Here is a 17,237-nt window from a genome sequence, read left to right on the forward strand (position 1 = left end):
GACACCGCCACGCCGCCCGCTGATCCGGCGCGCGGCGCCGGTTCGGCGGCGCGGCGGCCCGGACGGCCGGGCCCGGGTACCGGCTGTCAGCGCGGGATGGCAGGCTTGTGGTGTGACCGAGATTGACGCGAAGACCGATGCGCTCGTCCCCGACTGGCTGTACCTGCCCGACATCGCCGAGCTCCTCGACATCGAGGTGACGCGGGTGCGGCAGCTCGTCAAGGAGGGCCAGCTGATCGCCGTACGCCGCGGTGAGAACCGGGCGCTGCAGGTGCCGGCCGCCTTCATCCAGGACGGCAAGGTCGTCAAGGGCCTGTCCGGGACCCTGACGCTGCTGCGGGACGACGGCTTCACCGACGAGGAGATGCTGGAGTGGCTCTTCACGCCGGACCCGTCCCTGCCGGGCACGCCCGCCCAGGCCCTGGCGGAGAATCGCGGCACGGAGGTGAAGCGCCGCGCCCAGGCGCTCGCCGTCTGAGCCCGTAGCCACCACCACCGACACCACCCGGCGGCGCGCCCCCCCCCCCCCCCCGCCCCACCCCCCCCCCCCCCCCCCCCCCCGCCCGCCCCCGCGCGCCCGCCCCGCCCCACCGCCGCACCCATCTGGGGGGAGCACCTCATGTCCACCACCGCCCGCGCCGCGCTGTCCCGCGCCCGGTTGTACCTCTGCACGGACGCCCGCAAGCGGCAGGGGGACCTCCCCGAGTTCCTCGACGCCGTCCTCGCCGCCGGGGTGGACATCGTGCAGCTGCGCGACAAGGGCATGGAGGCGGGGGAGGAGCTGGAGCACCTCGCCGTGCTGGCCGACGCCTGCCGCCGCCACGGCCGGCTCCTCGCGGTGAACGACCGCGCCGACGTCGCGCACGCGGCCGGCTCCGACGTGCTGCACCTGGGCCAGGGCGACCTGCCGGTCCCGGCCGCCCGCGCCCTCCTCGGCGACGACGTGCTCATCGGCCGGTCCACGCACGCGGAGGACGAGGTCGACGCGGCCGTCGCCGAGCCCGGCGTGGACTACTTCTGCACCGGCCCGTGCTGGCCGACCCCGACGAAGCCCGGCCGGTACGCGCCCGGCCTCGGCCTCGTGCGGTACGCCGCCTCCCTCGCCCAGGACCGGCCGTGGTTCGCGATCGGCGGCATCGACGCGGGGAACCTCGACGAGGTCCTGGACGCCGGTGCCCGGCGGATCGTGGTCGTCCGCGCCGTCACCGAGGCCGACGACCCGGCGGACGCCGTCGCCGCGCTCGCCCGCCGCGTCCGCGAGCGGGCCGCCGCGGACCCCGGGCACGCGGGCGTCCCTGACCGGCACGCCGCAGAGGCCCGGTAGGCGCCGACGCCCCGGGTGGGTGCGCCGCCCCGGGGCCGTTCCGGCGCGGTCCGTGGCGGGCGTCCGCGTGTCGGCCGGTTCCGGATGGCGTCAGTCGTCCACCATGCGAGACGCACACCCGGTCAAACAGGGCTTTTGCCGCCGCGCCTGTCCGAAGCGTGGACGGTAATCCGGCAAAACCGGCCAAACGTACGGGCCTGGTTGGGTGAGGGTGATCCCGGTGGCTAACCTGCCCGTATGGCCCTTGGCACACCCTCCACCAGGACGGATCGCGCACGCACCGTGCGCGATCTCCTCGCGGGCGGCACCACGTACTCCTTCGAGTTCTGGGCGCCCAAGACCGAGAAGGGCGAGCGGAACCTCTGGAACGCGCTGCGCCGGGTCGAGGCGGTGGCCCCCAGCTTCGTCTCCGTGACGTACGGAGCCGGCGGTTCCACCCGTGCCGGGACGGTGAAGGCGACGCAGGAGATCGCCGCCGACACCACGCTCACTCCCGTCGCCCACCTCACGGCCGTCGGCCACTCGGTGGCGGAGCTGCGCAACATGGTCGGCCAGTTCGCCGACGCCGGGATCCGCAACATCCTCGCCCTGCGCGGCGACCCGCCGGGCGACCCGATGGGCGACTGGGTCCCGCACCCCGAGGGGCTGGACTACGCGGCCGACCTCGTCCGGCTGATCCGCGAGGCCGGCGACTTCTGCGTGGGCGTCGCCGCGTTCCCCGAGATGCACCCGCGGTCCGCGGACTGGGACACCGACGTCCGCCACTTCGTCGACAAGTGCCGGGCCGGCGCCGACTACGCCATCACCCAGATGTTCTTCGACCCCGAGGCGTACCTGCGGCTGCGCGACCGGGTCGCCGCCGCCGGCTGCGAGACGCCGATCATCCCCGAGGTCATGCCGGTCACGGCCGTCCGGCAGCTCGCCCGGCTGCCCCAGCTCAGCAACGCCCACTTCCCGCCCGCCGTCGAAGAACGGATCCTCGCGGTCAAGGACGACGCGGCGGCTGTACGCTCCTTGGGCATCGAGTTCGCGACGGAGTTCTGTGCGCGGCTGCTGTCCGAAGGCGTGCCCGGACTGCACTTCATCACGCTGAACAACTCCACCGCGACGCTCGAGATCTACGAGAATCTCGGACTGCACGAGCAGTCCTGACCGGCCGTACCCGTCACGTCCCGAGGCGGCGGCCGAAGGAGAGGGGCGGGCATGGACTCGACCTGGTGGACGGTCCTCTACATCGCGTTCGGCATCGTCGCGCTCTGGCTCCTGGGCGAAGTGCTCCTGCAGTACAAGGCCCGGCTGAGGTGGCGGCTGCTGGCCTTCTTCGGCTTCCTCGGGGTCGTCGCGGGCGTGCTGGTCTCCTCGATCGTGGTGATCGTCGTCGGCGCGGTCGCCTTCGGCGTCGGACAGACGTACGTCACGCTCTCCTTCCTGCGCGGCTTCTCCACCGGGTGGGCGCTCGGCGGCCGGCCCGGCGCGAGCCGCCGCCGCAGGACCGGGGGCGCCCGGGAGGGCAAGCCGACGCTGGAGGTCAGCGACCTGTCCTACGAGGGGGCGCAGGCGCCCCCCGCCCCCGAGGAGCCGCCGGCCCCGTGGGAGCCGCCGGTGCACGAGACGCGGCCGCTGCCCGACGACACCGGCGAGTACGGGGTGTACGACGCGGACCACGGCCGCGCCCACGGCCACGACGCGCACGCCGCGGGCCGGACCGACCCCGCAGGCCACACCGACTACACCGGCCATGGCGACTACAGCGGCCACGCCGACCACGCCGCGTACGACCCGGGCGGCTACGCCCCCGCGCACGACTACGGAACGGGCGACCACCAGCAGCAGTACGCCGCCTACTCCGACCCGTACATCGGCACCACCACCGCCCCGGTCGGCCGGCCCTACGGCGCGTACGACGGCTACGGCGACGGCCAGGCGTACGCCGACCCCTACGCCGCCCAGTACGGCATGGACACTCCGCCCGGCGGCGTCTGGGTCCCGCCGCAGCGCGACGGCGAGCAGCCGCCCCCGCAGGAGCCCCCGTCGCCGTACGGCCACGACCAGGGCGACCGGCAGTACCGCTACTGAGACCGGCGGCCCGACCGCCCCACCGCCCGACCGGCCCGTAGCCGTGTCGCCCACCGCCCCGCCGCCCGTGTCGCCCCGCCGCCCGTGTCGCCCACCGCCCCGGCGGGAGCGGGCGGCTAGCGCGAGCCGCGGAAGTCCGCGCCCTCCACGATCAGGCCCGCCACGAGGGCGCCGGACATCCCGGCGTGGGCGAGTCCGCCGCCCGGGTGCGACCAGCCGCCCGCGAAGTACAGGCCGGGCAGCGGCGACGGGTTCGCGGCGGGCAGGAACGCACCGCCCGCGCCCGCCAGCGCGGGCCCCGGCACGAGGGCCGCGCCGGTCTCCGCCGCCGTGTCGGCGGGGGTGCGCACCTCCCGCCACAGCAGCCGCTCGCGCAGCCCCGGCACGGCGGCCCCGGCCGCCTCCACCATCCGATCGGCGAACGCCGACACGGCCTCCTCGCCGCCGTCCCGCGCGCCCGCGCCGGCCGGCCCGCCGAGCCCGCCGGCGCCGCCCACCGGGACGGTCGCCGTCACGGTGACCGCCTCGTGCCCGGCGTCGGGCCGCAGCAGGTCGTCGTCCGGGCGCAGCACCACCACCGTCGGCCGGGCGCACGGCGCCCCGCCGGCGGCCAGGGCGGCCCGCTCCCCGGCCGGGTCGGCGGAGTGGGCCACCGTGCGGTGCGCCGCGCCGGCCTCCCGCGCCCCGCGCAGCGCCAGGCACACCGTCACCCGCCCGGTGGCCGTACCGGTCTGGTACCGCGGCCACTCGTCCTGCCCGCGCCACGCCACCACGTGGTCCCGGTAGAGCGCCGGCACCGGAGCGCCCGCGACGACGTGGTCGGCCTCCACGGTGCGGCCGTCCGCGAGCGTTACGCCCGCCGCCCGGCCGCCCTCCTCCACCACGTCGGTCACCTCGGCGTCGAACACGAACGCGACCCGCCGCGCGAGGCACCGCTCGTACACGGCGTCGGCGAGCGCCCGCAGACCGCCGCGCACGTACCAGCTGCCGAAGGTCTGCTCCATGTACGGCAGGACCACCGCCGACGCCGGGGCCGTCACCGGGTCGAGGCCGTACGCCAGCGCGTGGCCGTCCAGCAGGGCGGCCAGCCGCTCGTCGCGCAGCTCCCGGCGCCCCACCTCGGCGAGCGTCGACGCGCTCCGGCGCAGCAGCCCGGTCCTCAGCGCCGGGTACGGGTCACGGGCGAGGGGCGACACGTCGGCGGGCAGCGGCTCCTCCAGCAGCGGCCGCCGCGAGCGGTCCCACGCCTCGCGGGCCCGGTTGAGCAGCGCCGCCCAGCTGTCGCCCGCGCCCGGCCCGAGCGCGCCGTCGAGGGCCTCCACCACGCCGGACCGGGAGGCGTTGGGCAGGGACACCCGCGTACCGTCCGGGAAGACGTGCCGGCTCGCGGGGTCCACCTGCGTCAACTCCACGCAGCGCTCCAGCGGCTCCTTGCCCGTCTTGAGGAAGAGGTCCCGGTAGACGGCGGGCAGGTGCAGCAGGCCCGGCCCCGTGTCGAAGCCGAACCCGTCCCGCGTGAACCGGCGCACCGCCCCGCCGTGCGTCCCCGTCCGCTCGTACACCGTCACCCGGTGGCCTGCCACGGCCAGCCGGGCGGCCGCCGCCATGGCGCCCATCCCGGCGCCGATCACCGCAATCCGTGCCATGCCAGGGACTCTATAAGCACCCTCCCCGCGCCCCGCCGGGTGGCCGCCGACCCGCGGCGCCCCGCCCTACGGCACGCCCCGGCGCTCCCGGCGCCGCCGGGCCCGCGCCCGCCGGAACCGGCGCACCCGACCGGCGACGAGGACGACCAGGGCGGCGCCGAGCGCCAGCAGCACCCCGGCGGCGATCGCCGCGGAGACCGGGTCGAAGACCGCCCAGGTCACGATCCCGGCGACGCCGAGGTCCTCCGCGAGGCTCACGGCGACGTTGCTGAACGGCTCGGGTGAGGTGTTGACCGCCATGCGCGTCCCCGCCTTGACCAGGTGGCTGAGGAGGGCCGTGCCGCCACCGACGGCACCCGCCGCGAGTTCGGGCAGCGACCCGGACTCGCCGGCCAGCAGCGCGGCGACCACCGCGCCGGCGACGGGCCGGACGACGGTGTGGACGGAGTCCCACAGGCTGTCCACGTACGGCACCTTGTCGGCGACCGCCTCGCACAGGAACAGGACCCCGGCGGCGGTCAGCACGTCGGGCCGCTGCAGCGCCTGCGGCACGCCGTCGGCGACACCGGTCGCGCCGAACAGGCCGAGGAGCAGGACCACCGCGTAGGCGTTGATCCCGCTGGCCCAGCCGCTGGTGAAGACGAGGGGGAGTACGGACACGGACGCGATCGTAGCCAGGCCGGCGCGGGGCCGGGTGGGCCCGGGGGCGCAGGGCTGAGTACCCGTACTCAGGGCGCCGGATGAGTAGGCGCGCGGATGGGCGCGGGCCCGCCCGGACGGGAGAGTGGGGACCACGGAGGGCGCGCGGCGCCGGCACCGCCGACACGGGGCGGCGGAACCGGCGCCGCGCACCCACCCGCACGGACCCGAGCACGACCGGGCTCCGTGGGAGGCACGGGGGAACAGCGGGGTCCACGGGGGAAGTACCGGACCCCACGGGGGAAGCACGGGGGACGCGCCGGTCCGGCGGGGCTCGGGGGGATCGAGCCTCGCCGGACCGGCGCTCCGTCATGTCCGGCGCCCTTCCGCGCGGGAGGGCGGCATGTCCGCGCCCCTCCCCGACGGGAGGGTCGGCTCCGCGCCCCCCGACGGGAGGGTCAGCGGCCGCTCACGCGCCCGTGCAGCAGCCGCGACAGCGCCGCGTGCACGTCGTCGATGGACCGCTCCCGCTGGAACGCCTGCCAGTCGAGCGCCGCCACCAGGACCATGCCCACCAGCGCGGCCGCCGTCAGCGGGATGTCGATGTCCTCGCTCAGCTCGCCGTTGTCGACGCCCTCCCGCAGCACCGTCTCCACCACCGCCACCGCCTCCTGGCGCACCACCAGGAGCGTGGACTGCCACGCCCGGTTGGTGCGCCAGAGCTCGGCGACGTACAGCTGCGTGAAGGCCGGGTAGCGGTCGATGAAGACCAGACCGGCCCGGATCATCGCGTCCAGGGCCTCGACCCGCGTCCCGCCGCGCGCCGCCGTCTCGTCGGCGGCGGTGCGCAGCGAGGCGGTCAGGAGACCGACGCCGTGCCGCAGCAACTCCTCGAAGAGCTCTGTCTTGCTCTTGAAGTTGTAGTAGACCGTGCCCTTGGCCACCCCTGCGCGCTCCGCGATCTCGTCGACGGTCGTCGCCGAGAAGCCCTGCTCGGCGATGAGGGTCACGGCGGCCTCGTACAGCTTGGTGCGGGTGGCCTGCCGGCGCGTGCTCTGGGTGTCCATGGCGTCGATTCTCACAGGTCTCGGCGTTCCTTCCGGCCCTACAGGCTCAGCTCGGGGTGCAGTCGGTCGAACGTCCACACCTGCTTGCGGCGGGCGGAGAGCGCCGTCAGCGCCAGCGCCCCCACCGTGAACGCGGCCAGGACAGCGCAGCCCTGCCAGACCGGGTCGAGCCCGCCGCCCGTGATGAGCCGGCGCAGCGCCTCGACGACGTAGGTCATCGGCAGGAACGGGTGGATCGCGTTGAAGAACCCGGGGCTGGTCTGTACGGGGTACGTACCGCCGGCCGACGTCAGCTGGAGCATCAGCAGCGCCAGCACCAGGATCCGTCCGGCCGCCCCGAACCGGGCGTTCAGCCACTGGATGATCGCCGCGAAGCAGCACGTCACCAGGGCGAGGAAGGCCACCGTCCCGGCGGCGCGCGCCATCCGCAGGCCGAGCCCCCAGTGCAGCACCGCCATGAGCGCGCCCACCTGGAGCAGCCCGATCGCGGCGACCGGCAGCCAGCCGGCGAACGCGATCCGCCAGGCGGAGGCGCCCGCGGCGAGGGCCCGCCGGTTCATCGGCTGGATCAGCATGTACGCCACCATGGCGCCCACCCACAGCGAGAGCGGGATGAAGTACGGGGCGAACCCGGTGCCGTAGTTGGCCGCCTTGTGCATCGACTGCGACGCGAGCTTGACCGGGTCGGCCATGACCTCGGTCCGGCGGTCGCGGTCCTGCTTGTCGTAGTCGGGGATCTTCGCGACGCCCTTGTCGAGGCCGCTGGCGAGCTCCACCGAGCCGTCGGCGATCTTGAACAGGCCGCCGTCGAGGTCGTTGGCGCCCTTCTTGAGCCTGCCGGTGCCCGAGTCGATCGCGACGGCGCCGTCCTTGCTCTTGGTGATGCCGGCGTGCAGCTGCGCCATGCCCGACGCGACCCGCTCGGCGCCGTTGTTCAGCTCGTTGATGCGGGCGATGGCGTAGTCCACGTCCCCGCTGAGCGTCGGCGCGCGCCGGGCGAGCGCCTCGGCCTTCTTCTGGAGGTCGGCGAGGTGGGCGTCGAGCTTCTTCAGGTCGCCGCCGCTGTCCTGCGCGAGCACGGCGACGTCGTCGGCGATCACGGACACGTCGGTGGCGGCGACCTTCGCCTTCTTCAGCTCCGTGCAGAGCACCTCGTCCTCGACCGGTTCGCCCTCGCACCGCTTGGCGTAGAGCGCGGTCAGGCCGTCGGCGGCCTTGTGCGCGCCGGCGCGGGTCCCGGGTCCGAGCTTGACGATGGTCTCCAGGCTGTTGCGGGCGCCCTTGGACGAGTCGGCGACCAGCCGGGCGGCGTCACCGATCTGCTTGCCGTTGTCGCGCAGGTACGGCCGGACCTTCGGCGCCACGCCGTTGACCCGGTCGGCGAGCTGCTGCGTGCCGTCGGCCACCTTGCGGCTGCCGGTCTTCAGCTCGCCGGCCGCGGAGTCGATCTTCTTGAGGCCGGCGGCCAGCTCGGCGGTGCCGTCCTTCGCCTTCGTGAGGTTGTCGGCGAGGCTCTTGGAGCCCTTCTTCGCCTCGCCCACGCCGTCCTTGAGGTCGTTGGCGCCCTTGGCGGCCTTCTCCGTCGCGTCGTGGATGTCGGAGAAGGAGATGAAGATCTTGTCGAGGAAGGTCCGGGAGGACTTCGTCGACGCGGCGGTGCGCACCTCGGAGAAGACGGACCGCGAGATCTGGCCGACGATGTAGTTGTTCGCGTCGTTGGTCCGCACCCGCAGGGCGCCGGTCTCCGGCGCGTCCCCCGAACTGGAGGCGATGCGGGCGCTGAAGTCCTCGGGCATGGTCAGCGACAGGTAGTACCGCCCGTCCTCGACGCCCCGGCGGGCCTCGGCGTCGCTGACCTCGTGCCACTCGAAGACCGCGCTCTCGCGCAGCCCCTTGGCGAGCTCCTCGCCGGCGGTGATCCTCTTGCCGTCCGCGGTGGCGCCCTTGTCCTCGTTGACGAGGGCCACGGGAAGCCGGTCGAGCCTGCTGTACGGGTCCCAGAACGACCACAGGTACAGCGCCCCGTACAGCAGCGGCAGCAGCAGGATCGCGACGAGCGCGGCCCTCGGCAGCTTGCCCCGCCCGAACCGCCTCAGCTCAAGCGCGGCCAGTCTCGGCGAACGCATCGGCCGCCCCCTCCTCGTTGTCGTCGTCGTCCTGGTCGCTGTCGGGGCCCCCGCCCGGGGCGGCCCCGCCCGGGGCCCGGCCCTCCACCGGGGCCGCGCCGGTGCCGGCGGCGGCGGTCTGGGCGCCGCCGTCCGTACGGACCACGACGTCGGCCTCCCGGGGCGTCTCGGTGCACACCGCCAGCACGGTGACACCGCTGTCGGCGACCGCGCGGAGCATCGCCCAGGCGGCCGCCTCGTCGGCGTCGCCCAGCTTCAGGTCCGCGTCGTCCACCGCGAGGAGCCGCGGCTCGGTCAGCAGCGCCAGCGCGACGGAGAGCCGCAGCGCCTCCAGCCGCTCCAGGTCCCGCACGGAGGTCCGCTCGCCCTTCGGCAGCGTCTCCGGGTCCAGGGCGACCGCGGCCAGGGCGGCCTCCACCCGGCGCCGGTTCTCGGCCGCGCGCTCGGCGCGCGGGCGCAGCAGGGCGAGCGGCGAGCCGCCGAAGCGGCGGCGCAGCAGCGCGGCCTCCCGCAGGTGCTCGACGACCGTGAACGCCGGGTCGAGCTCGCTGACGCCCGGTACGTGCGCGAGGGCGCTGACCTTCCGTACGGCGGCCATCTTCCGCGGCAGGCGCACCCCGTCGACGTCGGCGTGCCCCTCGGTGGCCTTCATCCGGCCGGTGAGGGCGAGCAGCAGGCAGGTGCGGCCGGACCCGGAGGGCCCCGCCAACGCGACGAGGCTGCCGGGCGCCGCGTCCACGCCGACGCCCCGGAACGCCCAACCGCGCGGCCCCTTGAGCCCGAACCCCTCGGCTCTCACGGCCGCCCCCGCCCGCGGTACGGCTTCGGCGTGCGGTACGGCTTCGGCGTGCGGCGCGGCGTCTGGCCGCGGCGCGGCGTCCGGCTGCGCGGTGGTGTCCGCCTGCGCGGTGGTGTCCGCCTGCGGCGCGGGCTCGGCGTGTCGCGCGTGCTTCCCCTCGCCCGCCGGGCGGCCCCCGGCCTTCGTCCCAGTGGGACCGGCCTCGTTGTCCGGGCTCTCCACGAACCTCCCCCAACCTCTTTGAACTGACCAGTCAGTTCAAAAGCTACAACGGCCCGCCACCCGAGGCAAAACCGCCCCCGGCCCACTGTCAGTGCCGCCCCGCACCATGGGAACCACACGGCCGCAGCGCCGTCACACGACGACAGGAGGTCCGTCATGGCGAGCGACGTCCACCCCGTCCCGCGCCGCTCCCCGGCGCCACCCGCCGCCCTCGACCTACTCGTCCAGGCCCACGCCGGCCTGGTCGAGGCCCGCACCCTCCCCGACCCCAACGAGCGCTACGCCACGGCCCACCTGGCCGCCCTGCGCACCGCCGCCGCGGTGCTCGCCGTCCGCGGGCGCCCCGAGACGGACCCGCGCCGCCGCCGCCCGATCCGCACCGCCTGGGAGATCCTCACCGAGACGGCGCCCGAGCTCGCCGAGTGGAGCGCCCTGTTCGCCTCCGGGGCCGAGCGCAGGGCCCGCGCCGAGGCGGGCATACGCGGCGCCGCCACCGCGCGGGACGCCGACGACCTCGTCCGCGACGTCGGGACGTTCCTGCGCCTGGTCGAGCGCCTGCTCGGGTTGCGGCCGTCGACGCCGAGGCCGAGGACCGCCCCCGAGGCCATAGGCTGGGACCGTTCGTAACAGTCACCGAGGAGTCAACTGCCGTGTCGGACCCGCAGCGCCCCCGTGCCTCCCTCCGTACCGCCGTGGTGTGGGATGTCCTGGAGGAGGCCCTCGACCGCAGGGTCGAAGCGACCGGCAAGGACCGCCTCGACGTCCTGGACACCGGCGGCGGCAGCGGCAACTTCGCCGTGCCCGTCGCCCGCCTCGGCCACCGCGTCACCGTCGTGGACCCGAGCCCCAACGCCCTCTTCGCGCTGGAGCGCCGCATCTCCGAGGCGGGCGTCGCCGATCTGGTGAGCGGCGTCCAGGGCGACATCCACGACCTGTTCGACGTCGTCCCGCGCGCCGGGTTCGACGCGGTCCTGTGCCACGGCGTGCTGGAGTACGTGGACGACCCCGCGGAGGGCGTGCGCAACGCGGTCGAGGCCCTCCGCCCCGGCGGCGCGCTGAGCCTGCTCGCGGCCGGGCTCGGCGGTGCCGTCCTGGCGAGGGCCCTCGCCGGGCACTTCACCGAGGCCCTCCGGGCGCTCACCGACCCGGCCGGCCGCTGGGGCGAGGGCGACCCGGTGCCCCGCCGCTTCACCGCCGAGCAGCTCGGCGCGGCCGTGGAGGCCGCCGGCGTGGAGATCGGCGCGGTGCACGGGGTGCGGGTCTTCGCCGACCTGGTCCCCGGCGTCCTGGTCGACACCGAGCCCGGCGCCATCGACGCCCTGAACCGGCTGGAAGCGGCCGCCGCGGAACTCCCCGCGTTCCATTCGGTCGCCACCCAGCTGCACGTCCTGGGCGAAAAGCGCGGCTGACCTCCGGCGAGGGCAGGCGGGGGCCTGATCAGGGGCGCAGCGGCGGATGGAGTACGCCACAGCCGCCCCGATCGCGCCGGGATCCCCGTATGATCGAGGGACACCATCCGGCATGACGGTTCGGACGTTGGGGAATCAACGCCTCACCAGCCGAACCGGCATGGCGGCCCGATCGGCGAATTGGCATTGAGGGCGGGTTTCACGGGGACGAATCCCTGCCTATCCTGGAAGGGTCGCATACCGGTCGCCCCCGCGACCGACGATGAGGAGGACTCCGTGCCGCTCTCGGAGCACGAGCAGCGAATGCTCGAGCAGATGGAGCGAGCGCTGTACGCCGAAGATCCCAAGTTCGCGACAGCGCTCGAGGGAAGCGGGCTGCGTACGTACACCCGACGACGGGTCTACCAGGCGGTCGCAGGATTCCTGGTGGGTATCGCGCTCCTCATGGCCGGAATGGTCGCCCAGCAGATCTGGATCAGCGTGGTGGGGTTCCTCGTCATGCTCGGCTGCGCGGTCCTGGCGGTCACCGGTTGGCGCAAGGCACCCAAGCCGGGTGAGCAGCCCACCGCCGGAGCCGCGGTCCACGGCCGCGGGAACCGGCAGCGCCGCTCGATGATGGACCGGATCGAGCAGCGCTGGCAGCGCCGGCGTGACGAGCAGGGCCACTGACGGGCGCACAGCAGCACACGAACCTGACGGAGGGGTGACCGCGACGCGGTCACCCCTCCGTCGCGCGTAGCGCGTACCGCGTGTCGCGCGTACCGCCCCGGACGCCCCTGCCCGCACCCACCGCCCGCCCGGACGTGGTGCGCCGCCACGGCGGCCCGCCCCTAGGCCGGCCGGCCCGCCGTGCCCCGCTGCGCGCCGGGAGCCCCCCGGCCCACCCGGACCCCCGCGCCGGTCCGTCCGGCCCGCGGAGCCCGCCCACCGGACCCGCCGCCCGCGCCCGGGACCCAACAGGACGGCCGCGGGCCCCAGGGGTGCGGAGTCCGGGGCGCGTGCCCCAACGTGCGGGGCCCGAGGCTACGGGGCCGGGGTGGGGGCTCCTGGGCGCGTCCCCCTGAGGTGCGGCCCCCGGGAACGGGGCGCCCCCCAGGGCGCCGGCCCCAGGGGGTGTCCCGGGCCCCGCTAGCCGCGTTGGCGCGACGGACGGCGCAGCACCGCGGCCAGGCGGGCCAGGAGCCGTTCACGCCGTACCGCCCAGCGCCGGGCGACCGCCGCGCGGCGCGCCGACAGCGCCCACGCCACCCGCGCCGCCGACCGGGGCGCCAGCGTCGCCCGCAGCCGGTCGCCGCGCGTCCCGGCCGCCAGCAGGCCCGCGCGGACCCGCCCGGCGTCCTCCACCAGGCCGTCCTCGGCGCGCGGCGCCGGCGCGTACAGCACCTGCTCGACCGCGCCCGCGATCCGGTGGACCGCCTCGGCCGCCCCGCCCTCCAGCCCGCCCTCGCGCACCAGCCGATCGGCCGCACCGCGCGCGGTCAGCGAGTCGTCCGGCGGGATGCCGTGGTCCCAGGCGGTGTCCACGACCTCCTGCCACACGGCGAGCGTCCGGGCCGTCGGATCGGCGGCCGCCCGGCCGCCGAGGCCCAGCCGGCGCGCCCGCAGCCGCCGCCGCCACAACAGCGGTGCCGACGGCAGCAGGACGACCACCGCCGCCGCGCCCACGGCCAGCAGCACCGGCCCCAGCGGGAATCCCGACCCGGACGCGGGACCCGCGCCCTGGGGCACCGGCCCGGGGCACCCCTCCGCGCCCGCCGCGCCCGGCGCGCAGCCGTCCAGCGGCGACGGCACCGCCGACGGGGCCGCCGACGGGCGCTGCGCGGTCTCCCGCGGGTCCGGCCGGTCACCCGCGGGCGCCTCCGGCATCGCGTACTCCGGGACGGAGCCGCGCGAGGGCGTCGGCTCGAACCGGGTCCAGCCCACCCCCTCGAAGTACAGCTCCGGCCAGGCGTGGGCGTCCCGGATCCCCACCGACACCGTGCCGTCGGCGGTCGGCGTCCCCGGCATGAAGCCGACCGCCACCCGCGCGGGCACGTTCAGCGTGCGGGCCATCGCCGCCATGGTGAACGAGTAGTGGACGCAGAAGCCCTTCCTGTCCTTGAGGAAGCGGGATATCGCCCCGACGCCGGTGCCCGACGTGACCGTCGTGTCGTACTGGAAACCGCCCTCGGTCGCGAACCAGTCCTGGAGCCGCACGGCCCGCTCGTAGTCGGTCCGCGCGCCCGCGGTCACCTGGAGGGCCGTGGCCTTGACGTCCCGCGGCAGCGCGTCGGGGACCCGCGTGTACTCGCGCAGCAGCGTGCCCGGCGCGGGCGGGGCCGCCGCCAGCTGAGCGGCGGTCGGCCGCACGACGAGGCTGCTCACCGAGTACCGGGCGCCGCTCGTGGTCTGCCCGTCGTCGCCGACCAGCATCCGGCCGACCGGTTCGTACCGCCAGCGCCCCTCGATGTCCACGGCGGTCGCCGGGTACGGCATCGGGAGCCACTTCTGCTCGTAGCCGCCGGCCGCCGAGATGTTGGTGCGGATCTCCGTCGTGGCCGTCCGGTCGCTGAGGCCGGTCGGCTGCGGCAGTCGCGGCGGAACGTCCTCCACGGCCCGCACGGACGTCTTCCACGAGGTCCCGTCGAACGTGTCGAGCGAGACGAGCCGCAGGTACAGCCCCGAGCCGTCCGGGGCGTTGGTGCGGTACCGCAGGACCTCGCGGTCCTTCGGCTGGTTCAGGTCGTTCTGCAGCGACACCAGGGGGTTGACCGCGGAGATCGTGCCGCCGTCCGCCCCCTCGCCGGCGCCGTCCGGGCGGAGCAGGCCGCCGCCGAGCGAGGGCAGCACCGCCGGCACGGCCAGCGCAATGCCGAGGGTCAGCGCGCCGATGCGGCGCCCGGTGCGCAGCGGGGCGGGCGTGGAGCCGTCCGGGGTCCCGAACGCCGCCGGACCGCCCGGCCGGGCCTTGGGCCCGCCGAACACCCGACCCCACTGGGCCAGCCGGTCACGCCCCTCGGCGAGCAGCAGCACCAGGTAGCCGGAGGCCGCCAGCAGGAACCACAGCCAGCTCGCCCCGCCGCCACCCGCCAGGCCGGCCGCGACCGAGTACAGCGCGAGGAGCGGCAGCCCCGCCGGGGCCGCGCTGCGGAACGTCACCGCGAGCGCGTCCACCGCGAGGCCGATCACCAGGACGCCGCCGACGAGCATCAGCCGGATGCCGTCCGTGGCGGGCGCCGGGGTCGCGTACTGCCCGACGTCCTGGACGCCCGCCTCCAGCAGCGCGTGGAACCGCGCGAACACCTCCGCCGACGGCAGCACCCCCGCCAGCGCGTGCTCCCCGGCGAAGACCACCGTCAGCAGCACCAGGCCCACCGCGAACTGCGAGGCCACCACCAGGGGGCGCGCCACCGCCATCCGCCGGGCCACCGCGCCCGCCGCGCCGACCACCGCCAGCATCAGCGCCGCCTGCACGAACCAGCCGACCTCGCCGACCAGTGGCAGCAGCGCGCACGCCGCCGTCATGGTCGCGATCCAGGCACACACGGTGAGGCGTACGCCGCCGCTCATGACCAACCCCCCGAGAACGCCGTCGTCCCACTGTCGCCGGCCGCGGCCGCGCCCCGTCCGGCGTGCCGCCACAGCGCGGCGAGCGAGTCGCCCGGCCGCACGGCCGACGCCGACCAGCCCGACTCCCGCAGCAGCCGCACCGCTTCCCGCGAGCCCGCCCCGTCGTCCCGGACGAAGGCGACGGCCGCCTGGCTGCGCCGCCTCATCCGGCCGACCAGCTGGGCCTGCGCCTCGTCCAGCTCGCCGAGGAACGCGAGCAGCAGCCCCTCGCCGCCGGCCCGCAGCAGGTCGTGGGCGCCGTCCAGCCCCGCCCCGCCGGAGTGGTCGATCACGGCCAGGGCGTCCATCATCAGGCCCGCCGACTCCGCCGCGTCGTGCCCCGGCGCCGCGTAGCCGTCGGAGCCGTCGCCGGGCAGCGTGTCGCCGGCGTCCGTCAGCAGCCGTACCGCGTACCCGCGCTCCAGCAGGTGCGTGACGGCCGACGCCGCGCCCGACACGGCCCACTCGAACGCCGAGTCCGGCCCGTCGGCGTCGTACGCCACGGCGCGGGTGTCCAGCAGGACCGTGCAGCGGGCCTGCCGCGGCTGCTCCTCACGCCGCACCATCAGCTCGCCGTACCGGGCGGTGGATCGCCAGTGCACCCGGCGCAGGTCGTCGCCGTGGCGGTATTCGCGGGGCAGCACGTCGTCCTCGCCGACCTGCGCCAGCGAGCTGTGCCGCCCGTCGCCGTACCCCGGCGCCTCACCGGCCAGGCGCACCGGCGGCAGCGGCTCCGAACGCGGTATGACCGTCAGCAGGTCGTACGAGCTGAACGACCGGGTCAGCTCGCACATCCCGAACGGGTCGCTCAGCCGCAGCTGGAGCGGGCCCAGCGGGTAGCGGCCGCGCAGGTCGGAGCGGACGCGGTAGGAGACCTCGCGCTTGCCGCCCGGCTCCACCCGGTCCAGGACGAACCGCGGCCGCGGACCGAGCACGTACGGCACCTGGTCCTGGAGCATGAGCAGCCCGGTCGGCAGCCGCGAGACGTTGTCCATCCGCAGCCGCACCCGCGCCTCGGTGCCGGCGGGCACCCGCTGCGGGCTGAGCCGCCTGCTGCCCGTCACCCGGTACCGCGTGCGGTACAACACGGTGACGCACACCAGCGGCAGCGCCGCGAGCAGCAGCCCCACCCTCAGCAGGTCCGGCTGGCCCAGCACGTACGCGCAGGCCGCCGCCGCCAGACCCGCCGCCAGGAACGAGCGGCCGCGCGTGGTCAGCCCGCCGAGGGCGCCCCGCACACCGCCCACGGCGGCGCCGTCCGGGACGGCGGGCCCCCCGGCCGCCATCACAACCGCCGCAGGCCGGGCTGGCGCTGACCGCCGAAGAAGGCGTCCCCGACGGGCTGCTGGGCGACCGCCGGCACCGCCGTGCGCTGGAGGATGTCCATGACGACCTGCTCGGCCGTCCGCCGGTTCAGCTGCGCCTGCGCCGTCGGCAGCAGCCGGTGCGCCAGCACGGGCACGGCCAGCGCCTGCACGTCGTCCGGCAGCGCGTACTCGCGGCCGGCCAGCGCCGCCGTCGCCTTCGCGGCGCGCAGCAGGTGCAGCGTCGCGCGCGGGGAGGCGCCCAGCCGCAGGTCCGGGTGGACGCGCGTGGCCCCGACGAGGTCCACCGCGTACCGCCGCACCGCGTCCGACACGTGCACGCCGCGGACCGCGTCGATCAGCTTCAGGACGTCGTGCGCGTGCGCGACCGGCCGGAGGTCGTCGAGCGGCGACACGGAGCCGTGCGTGTCCAGCATCCGCAGCTCCGCCTCGGCACTCGGGTAGCCGATGGAGACGCGGGCCATGAAGCGGTCCCGCTGCGCCTCCGGAAGCGGATACGTTCCTTCCATCTCCACGGGGTTCTGCGTGGCCACCACCATGAAGGGGCTCGGCAGCTCGTAGGAGTGCCCGTCGACGGTGACCTGGCGCTCCTCCAGCGACTCCAGCAGCGCGGACTGCGTCTTCGGCGAGGCGCGGTTGATCTCGTCGCCGATCACGATCTGCGCGAAGATCGCACCCGGCTTGAACTCGAACTCCCGCCGCTGCTGGTCGTAGACGGACACGCCCGTGATGTCCGACGGCAGCAGGTCGGGCGTGAACTGCACGCGCCGCACCGAGCAGTCGATGGACCGCGCCAGCGCCTTGGCGAGCATCGTCTTGCCGACGCCCGGCACGTCCTCGATCAGGAGGTGCCCCTCGGCCAGCAGTACGGTCAGCGAGAGCCGTACGACCTCCGGCTTGCCCTCGATCACACTCTCCACCGACCGGCGGACACGCTCCGCTGTGGTGGTCAGATCCGCGAGGCTCGCTCGATCGTCATAGGTCGTCACCCGGCCCTCCTCGGCCCTTCGTTCATG

At 75.7% G+C, this 17,237-nt stretch carries 15 protein-coding genes; 7 read left to right on the forward strand and 8 right to left on the reverse strand.

The genetic code is table 11. The features are described from left to right. The first annotated feature begins 112 nt into the window (after positions 1 to 112). The 4 genes from LPA54_RS14925 (at position 113) to LPA54_RS14940 (ending at position 3,400) form a co-directional block, all read left to right on the forward strand. Positions 113 to 478: an Rv2175c family DNA-binding protein gene (locus tag LPA54_RS14925; protein ID WP_228977709.1), complete on the forward strand. Its 366-nt coding sequence runs from the start codon at positions 113 to 115 to the stop codon at positions 476 to 478. A gap of 141 nt (positions 479 to 619) precedes the next feature. Continuing rightward, positions 620 to 1,324 (forward strand): thiamine phosphate synthase, encoded by a 705-nt coding sequence (gene thiE, locus LPA54_RS14930; protein WP_228977710.1) that lies wholly within the window; start codon positions 620 to 622, stop codon positions 1,322 to 1,324. A gap of 237 nt (positions 1,325 to 1,561) precedes the next feature. After that, on the forward strand, positions 1,562 to 2,476 hold the full coding sequence (gene metF / locus LPA54_RS14935; protein ID WP_228977712.1) for a methylenetetrahydrofolate reductase [NAD(P)H]: 915 nt from the start codon (positions 1,562 to 1,564) through the stop codon (positions 2,474 to 2,476). 51 nt (positions 2,477 to 2,527) lie between these two features. Next, on the forward strand, positions 2,528 to 3,400 hold the full coding sequence (locus LPA54_RS14940; RefSeq protein ID WP_228977714.1) for a hypothetical protein: 873 nt from the start codon (positions 2,528 to 2,530) through the stop codon (positions 3,398 to 3,400). A gap of 116 nt (positions 3,401 to 3,516) precedes the next feature. Here LPA54_RS14940 and LPA54_RS14945 read toward each other — a convergent pair whose 3' ends face one another. From LPA54_RS14945 to LPA54_RS14965, 5 genes are all read right to left on the reverse strand, one after another. Then, positions 3,517 to 5,046 carry an NAD(P)/FAD-dependent oxidoreductase gene (locus tag LPA54_RS14945; RefSeq protein WP_228977716.1) on the reverse strand — a complete coding sequence of 510 codons (1,530 nt, stop codon included), beginning with the start codon at positions 5,044 to 5,046 and terminating at the stop codon, positions 3,517 to 3,519. A gap of 66 nt (positions 5,047 to 5,112) precedes the next feature. Continuing rightward, positions 5,113 to 5,706 (reverse strand): DUF4126 domain-containing protein, encoded by a 594-nt coding sequence (locus LPA54_RS14950; RefSeq protein ID WP_228977719.1) that lies wholly within the window; start codon positions 5,704 to 5,706, stop codon positions 5,113 to 5,115. Between the two features lie 437 nt (positions 5,707 to 6,143). Next, positions 6,144 to 6,752, reverse strand: a complete 609-nt coding sequence (locus tag LPA54_RS14955) for a TetR/AcrR family transcriptional regulator (RefSeq protein WP_228977723.1) — start codon at positions 6,750 to 6,752, stop codon at positions 6,144 to 6,146. Positions 6,753 to 6,790: 38 nt separating this feature from the next. Beyond that, on the reverse strand, positions 6,791 to 8,878 hold the full coding sequence (locus LPA54_RS14960; protein WP_228977725.1) for a YhgE/Pip family protein: 2,088 nt from the start codon (positions 8,876 to 8,878) through the stop codon (positions 6,791 to 6,793). After that, the gene (locus LPA54_RS14965; protein ID WP_228977989.1) at positions 8,850 to 9,677 is read right to left on the reverse strand and encodes an ATP-binding cassette domain-containing protein; all 828 of its coding nucleotides are present in this window, start codon (positions 9,675 to 9,677) and stop codon (positions 8,850 to 8,852) included. Before LPA54_RS14965 ends, LPA54_RS14960 begins: the two co-directional genes overlap by 29 nt. 378 nt (positions 9,678 to 10,055) lie before the next feature. Here LPA54_RS14965 and LPA54_RS14970 point away from each other — a divergent pair, with 378 nt between their 5' ends. The 3 genes from LPA54_RS14970 to LPA54_RS14980 all read left to right on the forward strand — a co-directional run bounded on the left by LPA54_RS14970 (position 10,056) and on the right by LPA54_RS14980 (position 11,977). Continuing rightward, on the forward strand, positions 10,056 to 10,526 hold the full coding sequence (locus LPA54_RS14970) for an SAV_6107 family HEPN domain-containing protein (protein ID WP_228977726.1): 471 nt from the start codon (positions 10,056 to 10,058) through the stop codon (positions 10,524 to 10,526). Positions 10,527 to 10,549: 23 nt separating this feature from the next. Then, a complete protein-coding gene (locus LPA54_RS14975; protein ID WP_228977729.1) occupies positions 10,550 to 11,308 on the forward strand; it encodes a methyltransferase in 759 nt (252 codons plus the stop codon). Between the two features lie 276 nt (positions 11,309 to 11,584). After that, on the forward strand, positions 11,585 to 11,977 hold the full coding sequence (locus LPA54_RS14980) for a DUF3040 domain-containing protein (protein WP_228977731.1): 393 nt from the start codon (positions 11,585 to 11,587) through the stop codon (positions 11,975 to 11,977). 459 nt (positions 11,978 to 12,436) lie between these two features. Here LPA54_RS14980 and LPA54_RS14985 read toward each other — a convergent pair whose 3' ends face one another. From LPA54_RS14985 to LPA54_RS14995, 3 genes are read right to left on the reverse strand one after another with little or no spacing between them, the layout of a single operon-like run. Next, a complete protein-coding gene (locus tag LPA54_RS14985) occupies positions 12,437 to 14,857 on the reverse strand; it encodes a DUF3488 and transglutaminase-like domain-containing protein (protein ID WP_228977733.1) in 2,421 nt (806 codons plus the stop codon). Continuing rightward, on the reverse strand, positions 14,854 to 16,182 hold the full coding sequence (locus LPA54_RS14990) for a DUF58 domain-containing protein (protein WP_228977736.1): 1,329 nt from the start codon (positions 16,180 to 16,182) through the stop codon (positions 14,854 to 14,856). The genes LPA54_RS14985 and LPA54_RS14990 overlap by 4 nt, the downstream gene beginning before the upstream one ends. Beyond that, complete coding sequence (locus LPA54_RS14995; RefSeq protein ID WP_228977739.1) at positions 16,182 to 17,210, reverse strand: MoxR family ATPase; 1,029 nt, start codon at positions 17,208 to 17,210, stop codon at positions 16,182 to 16,184. Before LPA54_RS14995 ends, LPA54_RS14990 begins: the two co-directional genes overlap by 1 nt. Positions 17,211 to 17,237 lie beyond the last annotated feature (27 nt).

The sequence above is a fragment of the Streptomyces sp. DH12 genome, from assembly GCF_020873895.1.
Taxonomy (GTDB): domain Bacteria; phylum Actinomycetota; class Actinomycetes; order Streptomycetales; family Streptomycetaceae; genus Streptomyces.